The organism is Janthinobacterium sp. CG3, assembly GCF_000344615.1.
Taxonomy (GTDB): Bacteria; Pseudomonadota; Gammaproteobacteria; order Burkholderiales; family Burkholderiaceae_D; genus Janthinobacterium.
Map to the genome: position 1 here is coordinate 1,556,772 of NZ_KB467824.1, position 19,420 is coordinate 1,576,191.

The 19,420-nt window shown below is 67.6% G+C and carries 15 protein-coding genes and 1 tRNA gene; 9 read left to right on the forward strand and 7 right to left on the reverse strand.

Going from position 1 to position 19,420, the window contains the following annotated elements:
* Positions 1-85 precede the first annotated feature (85 nt).
* Entirely contained in the window at positions 86-895 is an 810-nt protein-coding gene (locus tag JANGC3_RS0106640; protein WP_232429670.1) for a TorF family putative porin, read from the reverse strand.
* A gap of 394 nt (positions 896-1,289) precedes the next feature.
* Between JANGC3_RS0106640 and JANGC3_RS0106645 the strand changes: the two genes are divergently transcribed.
* Positions 1,290-1,790 carry an MgtC/SapB family protein gene (locus tag JANGC3_RS0106645; RefSeq protein WP_017875706.1) on the forward strand — a complete coding sequence of 167 codons (501 nt, stop codon included), beginning with the start codon at positions 1,290-1,292 and terminating at the stop codon, positions 1,788-1,790.
* A 28-nt stretch (positions 1,791-1,818) separates the two neighbouring features.
* Here the strand turns inward: JANGC3_RS0106645 and JANGC3_RS0106650 are convergent, their stop codons facing one another.
* Positions 1,819-2,751 carry an SDR family oxidoreductase gene (locus JANGC3_RS0106650; RefSeq protein ID WP_017875707.1) on the reverse strand — a complete coding sequence of 311 codons (933 nt, stop codon included), beginning with the start codon at positions 2,749-2,751 and terminating at the stop codon, positions 1,819-1,821.
* A 495-nt stretch (positions 2,752-3,246) separates the two neighbouring features.
* Between JANGC3_RS0106650 and JANGC3_RS0106655 the strand changes: the two genes are divergently transcribed.
* From JANGC3_RS0106655 to JANGC3_RS28580, 5 genes are all read left to right on the forward strand, one after another.
* A complete protein-coding gene (locus JANGC3_RS0106655) occupies positions 3,247-6,219 on the forward strand; it encodes a lantibiotic dehydratase (protein ID WP_198292000.1) in 2,973 nt (990 codons plus the stop codon).
* A 74-nt stretch (positions 6,220-6,293) separates the two neighbouring features.
* Positions 6,294-6,428: a hypothetical protein gene (locus tag JANGC3_RS34290; protein ID WP_017875709.1), complete on the forward strand. Its 135-nt coding sequence runs from the start codon at positions 6,294-6,296 to the stop codon at positions 6,426-6,428.
* Positions 6,425-7,651: a lanthionine synthetase LanC family protein gene (locus tag JANGC3_RS0106665; protein ID WP_157406488.1), complete on the forward strand. Its 1,227-nt coding sequence runs from the start codon at positions 6,425-6,427 to the stop codon at positions 7,649-7,651. The genes JANGC3_RS34290 and JANGC3_RS0106665 overlap by 4 nt, the downstream gene beginning before the upstream one ends.
* A 410-nt stretch (positions 7,652-8,061) precedes the next feature.
* The gene (locus JANGC3_RS0106670) at positions 8,062-8,577 is read left to right on the forward strand and encodes a hypothetical protein (protein ID WP_157406489.1); all 516 of its coding nucleotides are present in this window, start codon (positions 8,062-8,064) and stop codon (positions 8,575-8,577) included.
* On the forward strand, positions 8,574-10,700 hold the full coding sequence (locus tag JANGC3_RS28580) for a peptidase domain-containing ABC transporter (protein ID WP_017875712.1): 2,127 nt from the start codon (positions 8,574-8,576) through the stop codon (positions 10,698-10,700). The genes JANGC3_RS0106670 and JANGC3_RS28580 overlap by 4 nt, the downstream gene beginning before the upstream one ends.
* 83 nt (positions 10,701-10,783) lie before the next feature.
* On the opposite strand, the gene JANGC3_RS0106680 is transcribed toward JANGC3_RS28580, so the two are convergent.
* Positions 10,784-10,858, reverse strand: a tRNA-Val gene (locus JANGC3_RS0106680).
* Between the two features lie 222 nt (positions 10,859-11,080).
* Positions 11,081-11,977 carry a LysR family transcriptional regulator gene (locus tag JANGC3_RS0106685; protein WP_017875713.1) on the reverse strand — a complete coding sequence of 299 codons (897 nt, stop codon included), beginning with the start codon at positions 11,975-11,977 and terminating at the stop codon, positions 11,081-11,083.
* Between the two features lie 156 nt (positions 11,978-12,133).
* Between JANGC3_RS0106685 and JANGC3_RS0106690 the strand changes: the two genes are divergently transcribed.
* The 3 genes from JANGC3_RS0106690 to JANGC3_RS0106700 are packed head-to-tail and all read left to right on the forward strand — an operon-like array spanning position 12,134 to position 15,773.
* On the forward strand, positions 12,134-13,009 hold the full coding sequence (locus JANGC3_RS0106690) for an FAD binding domain-containing protein (protein WP_017875714.1): 876 nt from the start codon (positions 12,134-12,136) through the stop codon (positions 13,007-13,009).
* 5 nt (positions 13,010-13,014) lie between these two features.
* On the forward strand, positions 13,015-13,494 hold the full coding sequence (locus tag JANGC3_RS0106695) for a 2Fe-2S iron-sulfur cluster-binding protein (RefSeq protein WP_017875715.1): 480 nt from the start codon (positions 13,015-13,017) through the stop codon (positions 13,492-13,494).
* Positions 13,491-15,773: a xanthine dehydrogenase family protein molybdopterin-binding subunit gene (locus JANGC3_RS0106700; protein ID WP_017875716.1), complete on the forward strand. Its 2,283-nt coding sequence runs from the start codon at positions 13,491-13,493 to the stop codon at positions 15,771-15,773. Before JANGC3_RS0106695 ends, JANGC3_RS0106700 begins: the two co-directional genes overlap by 4 nt.
* Before the next feature lie 248 nt (positions 15,774-16,021).
* On the opposite strand, the gene JANGC3_RS0106705 is transcribed toward JANGC3_RS0106700, so the two are convergent.
* The 3 genes from JANGC3_RS0106705 to JANGC3_RS0106715 all read right to left on the reverse strand — a co-directional run bounded on the left by JANGC3_RS0106705 (position 16,022) and on the right by JANGC3_RS0106715 (position 19,374).
* Positions 16,022-17,404, reverse strand: a complete 1,383-nt coding sequence (locus tag JANGC3_RS0106705) for a UbiD family decarboxylase (RefSeq protein ID WP_017875717.1) — start codon at positions 17,402-17,404, stop codon at positions 16,022-16,024.
* A gap of 94 nt (positions 17,405-17,498) precedes the next feature.
* Positions 17,499-18,413 carry an amidohydrolase family protein gene (locus JANGC3_RS0106710; RefSeq protein ID WP_017875718.1) on the reverse strand — a complete coding sequence of 305 codons (915 nt, stop codon included), beginning with the start codon at positions 18,411-18,413 and terminating at the stop codon, positions 17,499-17,501.
* A gap of 46 nt (positions 18,414-18,459) precedes the next feature.
* The gene (locus JANGC3_RS0106715; RefSeq protein WP_017875719.1) at positions 18,460-19,374 is read right to left on the reverse strand and encodes an amidohydrolase family protein; all 915 of its coding nucleotides are present in this window, start codon (positions 19,372-19,374) and stop codon (positions 18,460-18,462) included.
* Positions 19,375-19,420: the final 46 nt, after the last annotated feature.

Genomic DNA, 19,420 nt, shown 5'->3' on the forward strand with positions numbered 1-19,420 from the left:
TCGGCGTTCCTTTGTGCATGCGGGCGTTGCGGTCAACGTCGCTGAGTGTATTGTCACTGCCGGCGCGCATCCGCCGCCGGCGAATTTAAAACGTTTTGGTCAAGGAAACGACCAGCGTGCCGCTGGCGGGATTCGACGTCTCGATCACCCCGGCGGAATTCGCAATCCCGAGCGTATAGGCGTCGTAGGCGTCGCTCGCCCCTTTCGCCCGGGTATACGCGGCGGTAGCGGTCCAGCCGCCATCGAAAGCCTTGCTGAGGCCGACCTTGACGTCACGCCAATTCCAGATGTCGTTGCCGGCGCCGGCGACGCGGCCGTTGCCCGCATGCAGAATCAGGGTATAGCCGGAACCGAGGTCGACGTTGGCGCCCGCGTCCAGATAGCCGGTGCCGCGCGCATGCTTGATGCCGAAGAAATCCTGGGTGACGGTGTAGTAGTACTTGGCGTACAAAAAGCGGTAGCTCAGGCCGAGGGCAAACTCGCCGTAGTCGTATTTCGTCGCCGTCGCGCGGTATTCGGCGCCGGGATAATTGTAGTAGTACAGCATGCCGCTGTAGCCGACATCGCCGAGCGTACCGGCGTAGCCGCCATACACGTCCCATTCCAACGTGGCGTTTTCGGCAAAGCGATTGCTGACGGTGGACAACCAGGTGCCGAGCGACCAGCCGCTTGGGTGGGCATAGTCGAGACCGCCTTGCAGCGCTGGCTTGCCCCAGGTCTGGCGGAAGCCCCGCGACACGTACTGCGACGCCACGGTGACGTTCGCGGTAAAGGATGGCGCGGGCGCGGCGGCGGGCGCCGCTTTGCCGTCCGCGTCCACCGTTTGGGCCTGCGCGGCGACGGCGCACAGGCTAAAGCAGAACGGCACCCAACACTGACTTGAAAAATAGTTCACGTTCACCCCTCCAATTTTAAAAACTGTAACAAACAGCTCTACGACGCCAGGTCGAGCGCGTTCGAATGAAAACAATTTGCCGGCGGGGTCGTGGCCGTGGAAAGCATTTCTTATCAACTTCGTTGCCGAGAAAATAACCTCAGGGCAACATTGTCAATTCATGGTAGGCCAGATCGGCGGGAAAAGTCAAACGCTGTCAACCGAATGCGTCAATATACGCAACGATGTCCGGCGTGCGCCGGCGGGGCGCGCCAGGTTGACACTTGAAATGTTGTCAAGTCGCCTCTTTTGGCGCAAGCTGAAACCCTCCGCCGCAAGGCGCGCCGCGAAAGGATACGATGAAGATGAATCGAATGGCAGGGCCGCCGGCAACCGTCCTGCGCCGGACCGGGCCATGAACGGCCCACTGGGCAGCTACAGCGAAGTCGTCTTCCGGCTGTTTTCAGCCTTGTTGATCGGCTGCATTGTCGGTCTCGACCGCAATCTGCACGGCAAGCCGACCGGTATGAAGACCATGGGCCTGGTGTCGCTGGGCGCCTCGTTGGTGACGATGGCCAGCATGGATTTTTCCCTGACGCATGGCGGCCACAGCGCCGACGCCGTCAGCCGCACCATCCAAGGCGTGATTACAGGCATCGGTTTCCTCGGCGCGGGCGTGATTGTGCACGACCGCAACACCGAGCATATCCGCGGCCTGACGACGGCCGCGTCGATCTGGGTCACCGCCGCCCTCGGCATCGTGTGCGGCATCGGCTCCTGGCAAATCGCCGCCATTGCCATGGGCATGGTGCTACTGCTGTTTTTCGTCGGCCGGCCACTGGAAAAAATGCTGCACACAATGTGGCTCAGCAAAAGCAGCGAAGAGCGCGACGAAATATCCAAGGGCGACGAATGAGCGCGCCGGCGGCGCTGCCGCGCTGCATTTACGCGGCAGGCGGAAGTTTGCGCAGGTCCACGCACGCCTCGTCGCCAAAGCGCGCCGACAGCACATAGTCGACAAACTGCCGTGCCGCCTCGGCGGGGCTGGCCAGCTCCCGGTTCGCCTTCATCGCCTCGAAGCGGGGCCGGTTGGGGAACGCCTCGATGCTGGCGTCGCGGATTTCGGCCTGCATCGCGGTGTCGATGACGCCCGGCGCAATGCTCGCAACGCTCAAGCCCGGCACCGCGTCGAGCTGCAGCGCCCGCGCATGGTGGTCGAGCGCGGCCTTGCCGGCCCCGTATACACTCCAGCCAGCATAGGCGCTGCGCCCGGCGCCGCTGGACACATGCGCGACGCGGCGTTCGCCACAAGCAGCCGTCGCGGCGACGAAGCCGTCGGTCAGCATCAACGGCGCGGTGACATTGATCGCCACCGCGTAGCGGATGGCGTCCGCGCCCTGCCGCCCCGGCGCGCCCATCGGCGCAAGTTGCCCGGCGTTGTTCACCAACAACACCCGCGCCGCGCCGGCCGCGAAGCGCCCGAGTTGACCCTCGTCCAGCCAGCGGGCCAACGCCGGGCTGTCGGCCAAATCCATCGCCACCTCGGTCAGGCCGGGGTAACGGCGCGCCAAATCCCGATTGCCGTCTCGCGCAATCGCCAACACGGCAAAGCCCCGCTCCAGCAAGCGTTCGGCAATCGCCGCGCCCAATCCCCGGCTGTGCCCGGTGATGAGCGCCCGGTCCCTACTTTCTGTCTTAGCCACGTACTCGTCCATATGTTCCTCCCGGTACTGCTTGGTGCGGCCACTACTTGGTGGCACTTCAATTAACGTTCCGTCGCGCAGACGCGCGTCGACGACGAACCGATAGGTCTGGCATATCCCCGCGCCCTGATCGGCCACGTCGCCCATGTGGTCGAATTGCCGCGCCATTCCCATTTTTCAATAACAAATGAATTGCCAGCCAGGTCGTTTATCTGCCCCGCAGGCATAAGTATAGTGGCAACTGTTATTGATCGCCGGGCAAAATCCGGCTTCGCGCCGGGCGTGGCGGACGCACTCCTAGCGAGGCTCAAAGCCGGCGGGCGATGACACACAGTGCCGGACGCGCCGCGGCCCTGGCATTTCTACCGGCTCAGTCCCGCCACCGCGACGCCAGGCGCGCAGCCCAATACCACTTCAAAGCCAATTTTAATTGGTATGGCTAGGTCCAGCATCCACAGGGGCGTGACCGACCGCGCCCGTCTCCGCCGGTATTGTTTTCAATAATATTGCCGAAACCACTAGACGCTACACTGGCGCGCGCCGACACTTGCTGCTCATCAAACCGCGCCTCAGGTGCTTGGGCGCGCGATGGGAATCGACCGGCCGCGCTTGCGGCCGTTTGCCAACATGGCGGCGTGCGGTGGCACGTCCCAACGGACGGATGTATTCATGACGAAGACGATCGGTAGCGCAACTTTTGCCCTCATCCGGCGCCCTTTGCTGCCGATGGCAACGTTCACCGACTGGCACGCCAGCGCCGGCGCCGAGCAGTTCGTCATCGACCAATACCTTGACCCGCTGCTGGAGGAGGCCCTGTACATCGCCAGCGCCGCCTTGCATGGGCGGCTGCTGCAATTGCGCGGAAGCGGCGCCGCCCTGGAGGGCACGGAGCGCAGGAGCGCGCTCGTCAGCCTGAGCAAATTCCTCAGCCGCGCGGCATTCCGCTGCACCCCGTTCGGTCTGTTCGCCCAGGTCCAGTACGCCCGCGTTGACGCGGCCGCGGCGCCGGCGTCCCCGCGCGCCATCCGCCGCGGCATCCACCTCGACGCCGGGGTCGAAGCGCGTCTGCTCGAAGCGGCCCTGAAGGACCACGACTGGCGCGCCACCCTGTGCTGGCAAATCAGCAGCACCGCGCACGTCGTCGGCGCCCACCTGGCCTATGTCGACTGGATTTACCAGGACAACGGACAGCGCAACTACCGCGCCATCGAGCTGGCCATGAACGAGGGCCTGGCGCTGCTCAAGCAACGCTGCCAGGAGCCGCAGCCATTCGAGCAACTGTGCGCAGCGCTGGTCGGCGAGCTGGAAGTGGACGCCGACGAGGCGCGCCAGTTCCTGCACCAGAGCATCGACCGGCGCCTGCTGCTACCGCAGCTGGCGGCGACGGCGGCCAGCTGCTGCTCGCTGGACCGGTTGCTGTCCGCTGGCGCGCCGCATCCCGCCACCGCCACGCTGCGCGCGGTGCAGCGCCAACTGCACGCACTGCGCGCCCATGCCGCCAGCCCGGCCGCGCTGGTACCCCACTACCAAGCCTTGCAGGCCACCGTCGAAACCCAGGTCGACGCCGCCCACCTCAAACATGGCGTCGTCCAGGTCGACTCGATCGACGACGCCAACGCCAGCATCGAGCCGGCCGTCGCCGAACGAATCGCCGTGGCGGCGCAACTGCTGGCGCGCCACACGGCGCGCCGGCGCGGCGCGCTGGACGACTACAAGCGCCTGTTCCGCGAACGCTTCGAGGAGCGCGAAGTGAACCTGGCCTACGCCCTGCATTCCGAGCTGGGCATCCCCTTCCCCGCCAAGGGCGCGCTGGGCTCGCCCCTGCTCGACGGCTTGAGACTGGCGCCGGAGGCGCCGCCGGAGAGCGCCGCGCCACTGCTGAACGCCTTCGACAAACTGCTCGTCGAGCGCTTGTTCGAGGCGGCCGCCAGCGGCCAGTCGAGCATCGTCATCAGCGCCGCCGACCTGGCCGCACTGCCGGCGCCGACGCCCTCGCCGCATCTGCTGGCCGAGGGTTTGTACGCGCATGTCAGCGTGCTGCCGGGCGCCGACGGCGCGCCGCCGCCGATCCAGTTGCACGGCGTCGACGGCCGCAACGGCCTGGAAATGCTGGGCCGCTTCTGCCACCTGAGCGACCAGCTGGGCGCCGCCGCGCGCCAGTACAGCGACAGCGGCGCGCGCGACGACGCGGCAATCTACGCCGAAATCATCCACCACCCGCAAGACCGCCTGCTCAACATCCTGCGCCGCCCGCGTCTGGGCACGCACGACATCGTCTTCGCCGGCGCCAGCGAGCTGCCGCGCGATCGGCAGCTGTGGATGGAAGACCTCACCGTGCAACTGGTCGGCGAGCGCTTCGTGCTGCGCGAGCGCGACAGCGGCCGCCAGGTCATCGCGCGCCTGACCAGCGCCCACAACTACAGCGCGCGCCAGCTCGGCACCTACCAGTTCCTGTGCCAACTGCAGGACGACGACGCGGCCTGGATCGGCTTCCACTGGCCGCACGCCACGCGCCACCTGCCGCGCCTGCCGCGCGTCGAAGTGGCCGGCCTGATCGTCGCGCGCGCCCAATGGACCTTGAAAAAGGACGACATCGAGGCGCTCAACCGGGCGCTGGTCGGCCACACGCTGGCGCACTGGCGCAACGCGCGCCGCCTGCCGCGCTTCGTCACCATCGACCAGGGCGACAACCGCCTGCCGATCGACCTGGACAATCCAGCCTCGGCCTACATGCTGCTCGACGAAATCATCAAGCTGCCCAGCGCGACGGTGCAGGAATGCCTGGCCCTGAACCTGGCGCTGGAGCACGCCGGCATGTCGCTGCATAACCAGGAATGGGTGTTGCCGCTGAACCTGGCGCGCGCCGACCCGCCGGCGCGCACGCCGGCCGCGGCGCCCGCCGCCCGCCCGCCACGGCAACTGCAACGCGAAGGCCAGGTCTGCGCCGCGCTGGACGACTGGGCCTACCTGCGCATCTATACCGGTAGCGGCCATGCCGACCGGGTGCTGCGCGACGTCGTCATGCCGGCCATGCAGGCCGCTGTGGCGGCCGGCGCCATCGAACGCTGGTTTTTCGTCCGCTACCAGGACCGCTTCGAGCACCTGCGCCTGCGCTTTCACGGCCGCCGCCACGACGCCCTGCTACACACCCTGGCGGGGCTGCACCGGGACTTGGAACGCGCGCGCGCCGACGGCTTGCTGTGGCGCGTCGTCGGCGACCACTATGTGCCGGAAACGCAGCGCTATGGCGGCGCGCCGGCGATGGCGCTGTGCGAACAGCTGTTCCGTATCGACTCCGACGACATGCGCGTGCTGCTCGATATCGAGTCGGCGCTGGCCGACAGCGCCGCCGCGGACGCGCCGCCGCGCTGGTTGTTCGCGCTCGCCTCGCTCGACGCCTACGCGCTGCGCCTGTGTCCCGAGCACGCCGAACGCGAACGCATGCTCGACACCCTGGCCGGCGATTTCCTCAACGAGCAGGCGCCCGGCGCGGCCCGCTCGCAGGCGCTGGTGGCCCTCGGCGGGCGCTTCCGCGACATGCGCAAGGAGCTCGACAGCCTGCGCCACGACAGCGGCCCGCTGGCGCGCTGGCGCGCTGGCAGGCGCACCTGCACAGCCGCGCGGCCGAGCGCGACACGCTGATCGGCGCCCTGCGCGCGCAGCTGGCGCGGGAACGGCAGGCGCGCCACGAAGACGTCTGGCACAGCCTGCTGCACATGCACTGCAACCGCCTGGCGCCGAGCGAACCGCGACGCCACGAAGTGGTGCTGTACGACTTCGCCCGCCGCCTTGAGCGCGCGCGCCAGGCCCAGCGCCGCGGCGCGGCGGCGGCCGCCGGAGCGAGCGCGTGACTCTGCCGATGCCGATGCCACGGCCGCCGCAAGCGCTGCGCCAGCACCTCATGCGCAGCGTACTGGCGCGGCTGGCCGCCAGCGTCGCCGGCGCCTGGGACAACCCGTCCTACGCCAGTGGCGCGGCCGGCCACCTGCTGGCCATGGCCGTGCTGGCCGAACGCTGCCCGCACGCCCGGCTCGACGTCGCGCTGATGGAAGACTGCGTGCAGCGCCTGCTCGGCGCCATACCGCAACTGGAGCACGGCCTGTACCAGGGCGCCGAGGGCGTGATGTACGCCGCGCTGGAGCTGGACCGCCACTTCGGCTTCGGCCTGGCGCAAGACGCCGCCTGCGACTTCGACGACTATCTGCACGACTGCCTACGCCACGAGCGCGACCTGCCGTATCGCTTCGACCTCATTAGCGGCATCAGCGGGCTGGCCGTCTACGCCGGCTACCGCGCCAGGCAGGGCGCCGACCCGGCCGCGCTGCACGCGGCGCTCGACCGGCTGGGCGCCATGGCCAGCCGCGACGAGCGCGGCGCCAGCTGGTTCACGCCGCCGGCCTGGGTGCATGGCCTGCCGATGGGGCAAGCCTACCCGCTCGGCTGCGTCGACATGGGCGTCGCCCACGGCCAGGCCGGCGTGCTGGCCACGCTCGGCTACGCGCTCGCCGGCATGCCGGCGCCGCACGCCGGCGCACGCGCGCTGCTGACCGAAGCTCTGGCCTTCCTGCGCCATCACGAACACACGGGCCAAAAGTCGCACTTCGGCGTCGTCGCCGGCGACGCCGACGCGGCGCGCTGCGCCTGGTGCTACGGCGACCTGGGCATGGCGGGCGCGCTGCGCCTGGCCGCCGCGGCGTTGGCCGCGCCGGCGCTGGACGACTGGGCCGACCGGCTGCTGCACAGCATGCGCCGGCGCCCGCTCGGCGAACTCGGCTTCGTCGACCCGTGGTTGTGCCACGGCAGCGCCGGCGCCGGCTGGCTGCTGCGCCAGCTCGGCGGCGATAGCGCCGACCTGGCCGACATGGCCGCCGCCTGCGACGCGCTGCACCTGCACGAGGACGCCGGCGGCGTCGTCGCGCGCCTCGAACAGGCGCCGCAGTTAAGCCTGCTCGAAGGCATGGCCGGCGTCGCGCTGGCTTGCGCGCACGTCGACGGCAGGCCGCCCGCGCTGCACTGGTCGCTGCCGCTGCTGGCCGGACGCAACGCCCTCGCCCCCCCTATTCATCCTCGATGAGGAAAGCATTGCAAGCCTGTTTGCAATACCTGTTAGCGGACCAGCAGGTTGAAAAATGGTCCTTTTTTGAAAGCAGTCAATGTCTACAAATAGCAAACTCAAGCTGAACACGACGTCCTTGCGCAATCTGAGCGACAGCGAAATGGGTGCCGCAGCCGGCGGACAGGCACAAGTATCCCATTCGTGGGTCGCTTGCGGCCAATGCCCAACGAATATCCCTTGCATCACGCTGAACGCCATGTCCGGCTGCCCTACCGGCGTGCCAGAGCGCTAAGTCCCGGCCAGATACCCGCGCCACGTCCGTTTCCAAGACCGCGCGGGTAGGCAGCAGGCCCCGTCACCGAACCGGCAGCCGCCGGTTCGGTGTGCCACCCCCATTCCCCCTGCCCATGCTTTTTCGCGCCCAGGCCTTGAGCCACTCCCAGCAAGACCCGACCGAAGGCAGCATTCTGCTGCGCAGCCCGCGCATTCTGTGGGGCTGTTGCGGCGCCGCCCTGCTCGCCGCCGCCGGCATCGCGCTGCTGCTGTCGAGCGCCCACTACACGCCGCAGTTGCGGGTCGGCGGTCGCCTGCTGGCCGACGCGGCGGCGCCACGCGGCACCACGCCAACGGCCCAATTGCTGGTCCCCGCCAGCGCCCTGCCCTTGCTGCGGCGCGGCCAGCGCATCGCGCTACGCTATCCGGCGCTGCCGGCGGACGCGGGCCGGCACGGTTACGCCAGCATCAGTTCGGTATCCCGCGCGCCGCAGCCGCAGGCCGACGCTGGCGCCCAGCCGCGCTTTAGCGTGCTGCTCGCGCCCGAAACACTGGCGCTGCAAGAGCCGCTGCAAGCAGGCATGGCGATCGAGTCCAATATCGCGCTGCCGCAAGTGCGGCTGATCGACTGGATCATTCACGCCAAGCCGGCGCAACAGGAGCAACGATGAACCCCGTTTCCGAGCTGGTATTTGGCTTTGGCAAACGCTTGCCGATGCTGCTGCAAACCGAAACGTCCGAATGCGGCGTCGCCTGTCTAGCGATGATAGGCGCCTACCACGGCCAGCAGCACGACCTGATCGGCTTGCGCGCCACCTTGCATACGTCGGCCAAGGGCGCGTCGGTCAAGGACCTGGTCGGCTATGCGGGCCAGCTCGGCCTGGCCGGGCGCGCGTTGCGGCTGGAGCTGGACGACCTCGACCAGTTGCAAACGCCGTGCATCCTGCACTGGGACCTGAACCATTTCGTCGTACTGAAGAAAGCCGGCCGGCGCGGCATCACGCTGCACGACCCGGCCACTGGCGTGCGCAAAATCGGCTGGCAGGAGGCGTCGCGCCACTTCACCGGCGTCGCGCTGGAACTGTCGCCGATGGCCGACTTCGAGCCGGCCGACCACCGCCGCAGCGTCAGCCTGGGGGCCTTGGTCGGTGGCGTCACCGGCATGAAGCGCGCGTTGACGCAGGTGCTGATGGTGTCGCTGGCGCTGGAGCTGGTGGCGGTGCTCGCGCCGTTCTTCCAGCAATGGGTACTGGACGCGGTGGTGCTGCACAACGATACCGACTTGCTGGGCGTGCTGGCGTTGGGCTTCCTGATGCTGCTGGTGCTGCAACTGGCGCTGTCGACGCTGCGCACCTGGCTGGTGATCTATTTTTCCACCCAGATCAACCTGCAATGGTCCAGCGGCGTCCTGACGCGCCTGCTGCGCCTGCCGATGGACTACTTCATCAAACGCCACCTGGGCGACGTCATCTCGCGCTTCGGCGCCGTGCAGGCGATCCGCCAGACGCTGACCACGGCCGCGCTGAGCGCCGCCCTCGACGGTCTGATGGCGGCCGTCGCCTTCGCCATGATGTGGGCCTACAGTCCCAGGCTGGCCAGCGTGACGCTGGCCGCGCTGGCCGTCTACCTGGCGGTGCGCCTGCTGTCGAACCGGCCGTTCCAGTTGGCCACCGAGGCGCGCATCGGCCACGCGGCCCGGCAGGACAGCCACCTGCTGGAAAGCGTGCGGGCGATGCAGTCGATCAAACTGTTCAACCACGAAGACCAGCGCCGCCACGCCTGGATCAACCTGCTGGTGCACACCACCAACCGCGAACTGGCGGCGCAGCGCCTGAGCACGCTGTTCCAGGGCGCCAACACGCTGGTGTTCGGCGTAGAAAACATCCTGGTGATCTACCTGGGCGCGCTGCTGATCATGCGCAACGAGATGTCGATCGGCATGACGTTCGCCTACGCCGCCTTCAAGCTGCAATTCTCGGCCCGCATCAGCGCGCTGGTGGACTTGTACTTCCAGGTGCGCCTGCTGCGCATCCAGCGCGAGCGTCTGGCCGACATCGTGCTGAGCGAGGCGGAGCCGCGCGGCGGCAACGGCCTGCCGCGGGCCGGCATCCCCGACCTGGAACTGCGCGGCGTGCGCTTCCGCTACGCCAGCACCGAACCGTGGTTGTTCGACGGCCTGAACCTGCGCATCGAAGCGGGCGAATCGGTGGCCATCGTCGGCCCCTCCGGCTGCGGCAAGACCACGCTGCTCAAGCTGATGCTCGGCCTGCTCACGCCGACCGAGGGCGAGGTGCTCGTCATGGGGCGGCCGCTGGCCGCGGTGGGCCTGCAGGCGTGGCGCGCCAGGCTGGGCGCCGTGATGCAGGACGACCAACTGCTGGCCGGCACCATCGCCGACAACATCGCCTTCTTTTCCTCACCGCCGGACCTGGAGCGGGTCGGCGCCTGCGCCCGCATGGCCGCCGTCGAGGCGGACGTGCTGGCCATGCCGATGGCGTGGCAAACCCTGATCGGCGACATGGGCGCGGCGCTGTCGGGCGGCCAGAAGCAGCGCCTATTGCTGGCGCGCGCGCTCTACAAGCGGCCCGACATCCTGTTCCTCGACGAGGCGACCAGCCACCTCGACGTCGGCTGCGAACGGCTGGTCAACGAATCGGTGTCGGCGCTGAAGCTGACCAAGGTGGTGATCGCCCACCGCCCCGACACCATTCGCATGGCCGGGCGGGTCATCACCCTGGCGGCGAATGGCGCGGCGCGGCCGGGCGCACTGGAAAACATGCCGGAAACTGTTTGAAGGGGAAACTACACGGGCGAAAAAAAACCGACCATCTGAGTGGTCGGCGTATTTTTTTCGTACTAGTCCAACTAGGTATTCTTTGGTGGGAAGTGCAAGTTTCGAACTTGCGACCCCTGCAGTGTGAATGCAGTGCTCTACCCCTGAGCTAACCTCCCGAAGCGGCCGCATTATGACACATCGCGGCGGAAACGTCACCCCCGCCGGCGAAGAAATAATTCCGCAGCGCCAGATTGGCCGGCTCGGCCACATAACGCGACACCAGCGCCGCCGCCAGCGCGCTGGGCAAAACGAACAGCAGCGGCCGCGGCGGGCGCTAGGCTCGGATGGTATACGCGGCGCAGTCGATTGACCGCGACCGATAACGCACGAGTGCGTGATCACTCCATGTCGAAGCGCTTGCGCACCAGCGCGTCGCGGAAACGCTGGGCGGTCGGCGACAGCGAGCGGTCGGCGTGGCACAGCAGCGACACCTCGCGCTTGATCACCGGTTCGCTCAACGCCCGCGTGACCAGGCCCAGCGCCGTCGCCAGCCGCGTCACAGCGGTACTCATGATCGCGACGCCCAAGCCGGCCTCGACCATGCCGACCATCGTTAGCGGCAGGTATACCTCGTGCAGCCGGGTCAACACGATGCCCTCGCCGGCCAGCGCGCTGTCGAGCCGCTCCCGGATCGGGTTGCCCTGGCGCGGACCGATCAAGGGCAGGTCGGCGACGTCGCGCCAGCGCACTTGGCGCCGTTCGGCCAGCGCGTGGTCGGCGCGCATGACGACGACGAAGGGGTCGGCCGACAGCAGGTGCGCCGACAGGTCGAGCTTGCTGTCGGCCTCGGTGCCGATGCCGAAGTCGACCTCGCCGGAGCGCACCATCTTGGCCACCTCGTGCTCGGCGACGTCGTGCAACTCCACCGTCACGCCCGGGTACTCGATGGAAAACTGCTTGATGAAGCGCGGCAACATCAACGCCGCCTGCACCGACGACGCCGCGATCGACACCCTGCCCCGCCCCAGCGCCTTCAATTCACTTGAATTGAAGATCACGCTGTCGATGTCGGACACCGCCTTTTTTATCAGTGGCAAGAGGTCGGCGCCGGCCTGCGTGATGCGCAGCAAGCGCGTGTGGCGGTCGAACAGGCGCAGGCCCAGGTTGGCCTCCAACTCGTTGACCAGCGTGCTCACCGACGACTGCGACAACTCAAGCTTGTCGGCCGCGCGCGTGAAATGCTGCTCGGTGGCGACGGCGATAAAGGCGCGCAACTGGCGCAGCGAGACGTTCATATTAGCCATCGGATTCATCGCCTTTTACGATCAATAAATATGATTGTAGTCATTTACTGATGGTTGGGAAAGCGACATTATCACCTTGCCGCGGCGATGGATGCCGGGCCGCCCCGACAGCCCCGCTGCCGTCCGCCGTTTCGACAAGGAAGAACGATGAGAAATTTTGACTATTTTGAGCCGACCACGCTCGACGAGGCCGTCGCCTTGCTGCGCAGTAACCAAGGCAGCGCCAGCGTGCTGGCCGGCGGCACCGACTTGCTGGTGCAGATGAAGGAGCATTTGCGGCATCCGGCGCAGGTGATCAACATCAAAAAGATCGCCGCCATGCACGGGCTGGAATACGCCGCGCCGGACGGGCTGCGCATCGGCGCGCTGGTCACCACGCGCGCCGTCGAGACCTCGGCCGTGGCGCGCCGTCACTACGCCGGCCTGTGCCGCGCCAGCACCGACTTCGCCTCGGTCCAGGTGCGCAACCGCGCCACCGTGGTCGGCAACGTCTGCCGCGCCTCGCCGTCGGCGGACACGCTGCCGCCGCTGATCGCCGACGCCGCCGTCCTGGGCATCCACGGACCGGACGGCGCGCGCACGGTGGCGCTGGAGGATTTCTTCACCGGCGCCGGCAAGACCGTGCTGGGATTCGATGAAATCGCCACCCACGTTACGGTCCCGGCGCCGCCGCCGCACACCGGCAAGGTGTATATCAAACACGGCCGGCGTATCGCGATGGAATTGGCCACCGTCGGCGTGGCGGTGACGCTGACGCTGGAAGGCGGCGTCTGCAGCGCGGTGCGCATCGTGCTGGGCGCGGTCGCGGCCACGCCGCTGCGCGCCAGGCGGGCGGAAACCTTGCTGCTCGGCCAGCGCGTCGACGCCGCCCTGGTCGCCGCGGCGGCCGCGCAGGCGATGGCGGCGGCGCGCCCGATCAGCGACGTGCGCGCCAGCGCCGACTACCGCCGCCAGATGGTCGGCGTGCTGACCCGCCGCGCCCTGGAACAAGCACTCCAACAAGCACGGGAGAACACCCAATGAAACGCATGATTGCCGTCACCGTCAACGGCGAGGCGCGCGAGCTCGCCGTCGAGACCCACCGCAGCCTGCTCGACGCGCTGCGTACCGAAGCCGGCCTGACCGGCACCAAGAAAGGCTGCGACGTCGGCGAGTGCGGCTCCTGCACCGTCCTCCTCGACGGCAAGCCGGTCAACGCCTGCCTGGTATTGGCCGCCGAGGTCGACGGCTGCGACGTCGTCACCATCGAGGGCATCCAAAGCTCGCACCAGCAATTGCACCGGCTGCAAGAGAACTTCATGCAGTGCGGCGCGGCCCAGTGCGGCTTTTGCACGCCCGGCATCATCGTCATGGCCAAGGCGCTGCTCGACGACAATCCGGCGCCGAGCGTGGCGGAGATCCGTTTCGCCATCGCCGGCAACATCTGCCGCTGCACCGGCTACACCAAGATCATCGAGGCGATCGCCCTGACGGCGGCGCAACAAATCCTGCAGCGGGAGAACGCATGAACCACGCCATCATCGGCAAGAGTGTCACACGCACCGATTTGCTGGGCAAGGTCACCGGCGAGGCGCGCTACGCCGGCGACATCGACCTGCCCGGCCTGCTATACGGCAAGATCAAGCGCAGCACGGTGGCGCACGCCAACATCAAGCGCATCGACACCAGCAAAGCGCTGGCGCTGCCCGGCGTGAAGGCGGTGCTCACGCATGCCAACGTGCCGCGCGTGTTGCACGCCGGCTCACCGCATCCGCGCTCGGCGTCCGTCACCTGCGACCAGTACATCCTCGACGACAAGGTGCGTTACTGGGGCGAAGGCATCGCGGCCGTGGCCGCCGTGACGGAGGAGATCGCCGAGTTGGCGCTGGCGCTGATCGAGGTCGACTACGAGGAGCTGCCCGCCGTGTTCACGGTCGAGGCGGCGCAACTGCCCGACGCGCCGACTATCCACCAAACCGGCCCCGGCGGCAACCTGGTGCTGGCCCCGGTCGCGTTCAGCCGCGGCGACGTCGCGCGCGGCTTCGCCGAGGCCGACCTCATCATCGAGGGCGAGTACGAGGGTGGGCGGCCGACGCCGGCCTATATGGAACCGAACGTCTGCGCCTGCCGCTGGGACGGCAACGGCAACCTGACGGTGTGGATCTCGACCCAGACCGCCTTCATGGTGCGCGGCATCATGGCCGAGGTGCTGGGGCTGCCGCTGCACAAGGTGCGGGTGCTGGTCGACCATATGGGTGGCGGCTTCGGCGCCAAACAGGACCTGTTCCAGCACGAATTCCTGTGCGCGCTGCTGGCCAGGGAAACCCGGCGGCCGGTGCGCATGGAATACAGCCGCGAGGAAACCTTCGTCGGCGGCCGCTCGCGCCACCCGGCCAAGATTTGGCTCAAGCAAGGTTTCCGCAAGGACGGCACGCTGACGGCGCGCCAGGCCCGCGTGGTGTTCAACTCCGGCGCGTACGGCTCGCACGGGCCGGGCGTGACCATCGTCGGCACCTCGGCGCTGCTGTCGCTGTACCGCTGCGAGCACATCCAGCTGGAGGGGCGCTGCGTCTACACCAACAGCCCGATCGCCGGCGCCTTCCGCGGCTACGGCGTGGTGCAAACCTACTACGCGCTCGACATCCAGATGGACGAGGCGGCCGCCAGGCTGGGCATCGACCCGGTCGAGCTGAAACTGAAGAACGCGGTGCGCGAGGGCGATATCGCGCCGTCCAACCACGCGCTGATCGGCCACGGGCTGGAGGACTGCATCAAGCGGGGCCGCGAGCTCAGCGGCTGGGACGCGCGACGCCGACAGGCGCGCCCGCCAACCGGAGCGCTGCGCAGCGGCTGGGGCTTGGGCTGCGAAATGCACGGCAGCAGCGCCTATCCCGGCATCCAGGAGCAAGGCAACGCCATCGTCAAAATGAACGAGGACGGCACCGTGGTGCTGCTCACCGGCACCGCCGGCCTGGGCACCGGCGCCCACACGGCGCTGGCGCAGATCGTCGCCGAGGAGCTGGGCGTGGCGTTCGACGACGTCTCGGTGGTGCACGGCGACACCGACGTGGTGCCGTGGGACATAGGCGCGTTCGCCAGCCACACCACCTATATGGGCGGGCGCGCCGCGCAGATGGCGGCGACCGAGGTCAAGCGGCAACTGCTGGCGCGCGCGGCGCGGCAGCTCGACGTCGCGCCGGAGGAACTGGAACTGGGCCAGGGCGCCATCACCGTGCGCGGCGACGGCATGCGCGGCATGACGGTGTGCCAGGCGGTGATGGCGCGCAAGGGCGTTCCGGCCGCGCAGCTGGTCGGCACCGCCACCTACCACCCGACCAAGTCGTATTCGTTCGCGGCCCACTACGTCGAGGTCCAGGTCGACATTGAAACCGGTTACATCACCGTCAGCCAGGTCATTCCGGTGCATGAAATCGGCAAGGTGATCCATCCGGTCGGCGCCGCCGGCCAGATCGAGGGCGGCATTCAGCAAGGCATCGGCCACACGCTGTACGAGGATTACCAGATCGACCTGCGCACCGGGCGCTCGCTCAACGCCAACTTTGTCGACTACAAGATGCCGCTGTCGATGGACATGCCGCCTATCCACACGGTGATTCTGGAAACCGCGCCCGATCCGGGCGGGCCGTTCGGCGCCAAGGGCGTCGGTGAAGACCCGATCGTGGCCATCGGGCCGGCCATCGCCAACGCCGTGTACGACGCCATCGGCGTGCGCTTTCGCCACTATCCGATCAAACCGGAGCAGGTGTTGCAGGCGCTGGCGCGGCAAGCCGGTACGCCGACGGTCTAGCGGCGTTGCCGGGAAAATTTTTTGCGGACCAGACGGCACGCGTTGCCGTCCGGTTAACGCCCTGATAGCGCCCGAGTGAGCCGTTGTTACGTACAGCGACCTCATATTCCGCTTATCGTACAACATGCGGAAGCGGATTTCGCCCGCAACGGCTACAAAAGCCAGGTACCTGAGCCGTCTTGAAAACGTCAACTGTTGGCGCTGACCGTCGACCTGGCCGGGGAGCAAGGGCGGTCGGCGCCGCCTGGCTAGGCGTGCACGCGCGCCAGGATTTGCGCGGCGCGCGCCATGGCGTCGTGGTCCAGCGTCGCGCGCACGCCGTCGAAGTCGGGGCCGCGCGTGGCGTCCAGGCCCATGCGCGAGGTGGTGCCGACCCCCGACGCCGACGGGTCCAGCGCGCTGCCCGGCAAGCCGTCGACGATGACGACGTCGCGGTGCGGTTGCAAATGCGTCGCCAGCGCCCACAGCACTTCCTCGTCGCGCGTGATGTCGACGTCGGCGTCGACCGCCACCACCGTTTTCAGGTACGGGTCCCAGCCCAGCAGGCCGAGCATGATCTGGCGCGCCTCGCCGGCGCGCGTTTGCCGCACCGCGACGTAGGCGTGGAAGTGCGTGCCCGAACTCGGATAATGCACCGCCGTCACGCCGGGGAAGCGCTCGCGCAGTTTTTCGACCATTTCGGACTCGCGCGGAATCCGGCCCAGGTTCAAGTGCTCGGCCGAATTGCCGCCAACGACGTCGACCAGGATCGCGTCGCGCCGGCGCAGCACCGACTCCACCCGCAGCAGGTTGTTGGTGGAGCGGTCGGACGAATAGCCGGTGAACTCGCCGAACGGCCCCTCCTCGACTCGCGCCTCGGGGTCGATCACGCCCTCCAGCACGAACTCGGCCGAGGCCGGCACCGCGATGCCGTATTTCGGCGTGCGCACCACCTCCAGCGGCGCGCCGAACAGGCCGCCGGCGACGTGGCGCTCGTCGACGCCGAACGGCAGCCGCGCCGCGCCGGCCAGCATGAACAGCGGATGGGCGCCGATCACCATCGCCACCGGCATCGGCCGGCGCCGCTCGATGGCGATCTGCAGCAGGCGCCACAAATGCCCGCGCGAATGCAGGCTGGTGGCGATCTCGGTCGACGAGTGCAGCATCGAGCGGTGGTAACTCATATTGCCGGCGCCGCTGTCCGGGTGTTCGGCGACGATGATGGCGTTGGTAATGTACGGCCCGCGATCCGAGCCGAAGTGCTGGATGATCGGCAGCGTGCGCAGGTCGATGCCGCTGTCCTCGACGCGGTCGAGCAGCGCGCCGCTGGCGACCTGCCGCGGCGGCAGCAGGCGGCGCGCGCGCGCCTGGTATTCGGCGTGGATCTGCGCCGGCTCGACGCCGAGCATGCGCGCGACCCGTTGGCGCGAGGCGAACACGTTGGTGACCAGCTTGGCGCCGAGGTCGCGCACCCGCTCGCACACCAGCATCGGATGGCGGCCGCCCGCGGCCAGCTGCCACACCAGCGCGGTGGCGTCCTGGTTGGCGCTGATTTCCTCGCGCACCGTCAGCACGTCGTCCGGGTAGCGGTCGCGGTAGCTGGCTAAAAATTCGTGAAAGTCTTGCTGGGCTGGCGCCTGGATCGAAGTCATGTCGGCTCTCTTTCGGGTTCTTTCCGCTGGGGTGCGGCGGCGCCCGGGACCAGCCCGCGCGCCGCCGCTCTTGCTCTACGACGCTTGCGCCGCCCTACTTCACACCCGCGTAGGTGTCGCTCAGGCGGGCCTGCGCGTCCTCCAGGTCGCGCGGCGGCGGCGTGGTCTTGATGCCCACCAGGCGCGCGATATTGTTGCCCATATAGTCTTCCAGGCCGTCCTCGTCGAGGCCCATGCCCTGCGGCGCGGGCGAGCACAGCACTTCGAGTTCGCGCAACCACATGCCCGGCTCGTTCGGCGGCGTATCGGTGCCGAAAACGATCTTGCTGCGCGGCAGTTGCTTGGCAAACTCGACGATGCGCGACTGGAAGCACCAACCCGACTCGCATACCACGTTCGGCGTGTCCATCGCCATCCAGAACGCTTCGAACGAGTAGTTGCCGCCGGTCTGGATGCCGAAGTGGCCGATGATGAAGTTCACCATCGGAAACTCGCGGATGATCGGGTAGAACTGCGTCGGGATCGTGTACGGGCCGTCGCCGGTGTGGATCAGCACGACGATGTTGTACTTGGCGCAAACCTTCATCGCCGGGCGCAGCCAGTCCAGCGCGCGGTCCGGCCGGTAGCCGTGCATGTTGGCGTGCAGCTTGAGCATCTTGAAACCGTATTCCTTGATGTGGAATTCGAGTTCCAGCGCGCCCTCCTCCGGGCCCCAGCGCGGGTTGAAGGTGAAGTTGCCGATGAAGCGGTCGGGATATTTCTGGCACAGCTCGGCGATGTAGGCCATATAGTCGCGGATGCCGTCGCGGCCGCGGCGGTTGCCGTCGCGGTAGCCGGTGTTGCCCGGTGGCGGCTGGATGAAGCCCATGTCGATGCGGCGCGGTTTGCCGTTGATCATGTAGGGGCCGTCCATCATTTTGAGCATGCGCTCGCCGTTGAACGGTTCGCCGGTGTGGCGCCACGCTTCGTCGACCAGGTTGGTTGGGTGCAGATGGGTATCGATAATCATGTGAAACTCCAAATCGGATGGATCAAATCAAGGAATAGGCGGCGCGCTAGCGCCGGTTGCTCTCGCCCAGGCGCGCCCGGGCCTCGTCGAGCGAGCGCGGCGGCGGGCTCGGCGTCAGGCCGACCATCCGGGCCAGGTTGTTGCCCAGGTAATCCTCCAGCGTGTCCTCGTCCAGGTTCAGGCCCTGCGGCGGTTCGAAGCACAGCACTTCGAGCAGGCGCAACCACATGCCCGGCTCGTTCGGCGGCGTGTCGGAACCGAACAGGATCTTGTGCGTCGGCAGGACCTTGGAAAATTCGACGATGCGCGACTGCAGGCACCAGCTCGACTCGCAATACACGTTGGGCAAGTCCATCGCCATCTGGAACGGCTCGAAGCAATACACGCCGCCGGTCTGCACGCCGAAGTGGGCCATGATGAAATTGACGGAAGGGAATTCCTTGATCATCGGCACCCATTCGGTCGGAATACTGTACGGGCCGTCGCCGGTGTGCAGCTTGACCAGCAGGCCCAGCTCGGCGCATTTTTTCAACGCCGGACGCAGCCAGTCGAGCGCCCGGTCGGGCCGGTAGGCGTGCATATTGGCCTGGAACTGGACCATCTTGAAGCCGAGTTCCTTGGCGTAATACTCGATCGCCTCGACGCCGTTCTCCACGCCGCAGCGCGGATTGTAGACGAAGCAGCCGATCAGGCGGTCCGGGTAGGTCTTCACCATCTCGACGGTGTAGGCCATGTAGGCGTCGATCGACTCGCGCCCGGTCAGCTCGCCGTCGGTCCAGGTGTAGATGGTGTTACCTTGCGGCGGCTGGATGAAGGCCTTGTCGATCCGGCGCGGCTTGCCGTTGACCATGTACGGGCCGTCCATCATCTGGATCAGGCGTTCGCCGGTGAACGGTTCGCCGTCGTGGCGCCAAGCGAGATCGACCAGGTTGGTGGGATAACAACTGGTGTCGACAATCATGGGGGTGCTCCTCACAATACTTCAGGTTGGGATGACGCGCGCCTCA

Coding starts and splice junctions, on each gene's coding strand:
- JANGC3_RS0106690 (WP_017875714.1), top strand. CDS start 12,134: ATGAGAAATTTTGACTATTTTGAGCCGACCACGCTCGACGAGGCCGTC.
- JANGC3_RS0106715 (WP_017875719.1), bottom strand. CDS start 19,374: ATGATTGTCGACACCAGTTGTTATCCCACCAACCTGGTCGATCTCGCT.
- JANGC3_RS0106710 (WP_017875718.1), bottom strand. CDS start 18,413: ATGATTATCGATACCCATCTGCACCCAACCAACCTGGTCGACGAAGCG.
- JANGC3_RS0106645 (WP_017875706.1), top strand. CDS start 1,290: ATGAACGGCCCACTGGGCAGCTACAGCGAAGTCGTCTTCCGGCTGTTT.
- JANGC3_RS0106695 (WP_017875715.1), top strand. CDS start 13,015: ATGATTGCCGTCACCGTCAACGGCGAGGCGCGCGAGCTCGCCGTCGAG.
- JANGC3_RS0106700 (WP_017875716.1), top strand. CDS start 13,491: ATGAACCACGCCATCATCGGCAAGAGTGTCACACGCACCGATTTGCTG.
- JANGC3_RS0106705 (WP_017875717.1), bottom strand. CDS start 17,404: ATGACTTCGATCCAGGCGCCAGCCCAGCAAGACTTTCACGAATTTTTA.
- JANGC3_RS28580 (WP_017875712.1), top strand. CDS start 8,574: ATGAACCCCGTTTCCGAGCTGGTATTTGGCTTTGGCAAACGCTTGCCG.
- JANGC3_RS0106655 (WP_198292000.1), top strand. CDS start 3,247: ATGACGAAGACGATCGGTAGCGCAACTTTTGCCCTCATCCGGCGCCCT.
- JANGC3_RS0106685 (WP_017875713.1), bottom strand. CDS start 11,977: ATGAACGTCTCGCTGCGCCAGTTGCGCGCCTTTATCGCCGTCGCCACC.
- JANGC3_RS0106650 (WP_017875707.1), bottom strand. CDS start 2,751: ATGGGAATGGCGCGGCAATTCGACCACATGGGCGACGTGGCCGATCAG.
- JANGC3_RS34290 (WP_017875709.1), top strand. CDS start 6,294: ATGCACTGCAACCGCCTGGCGCCGAGCGAACCGCGACGCCACGAAGTG.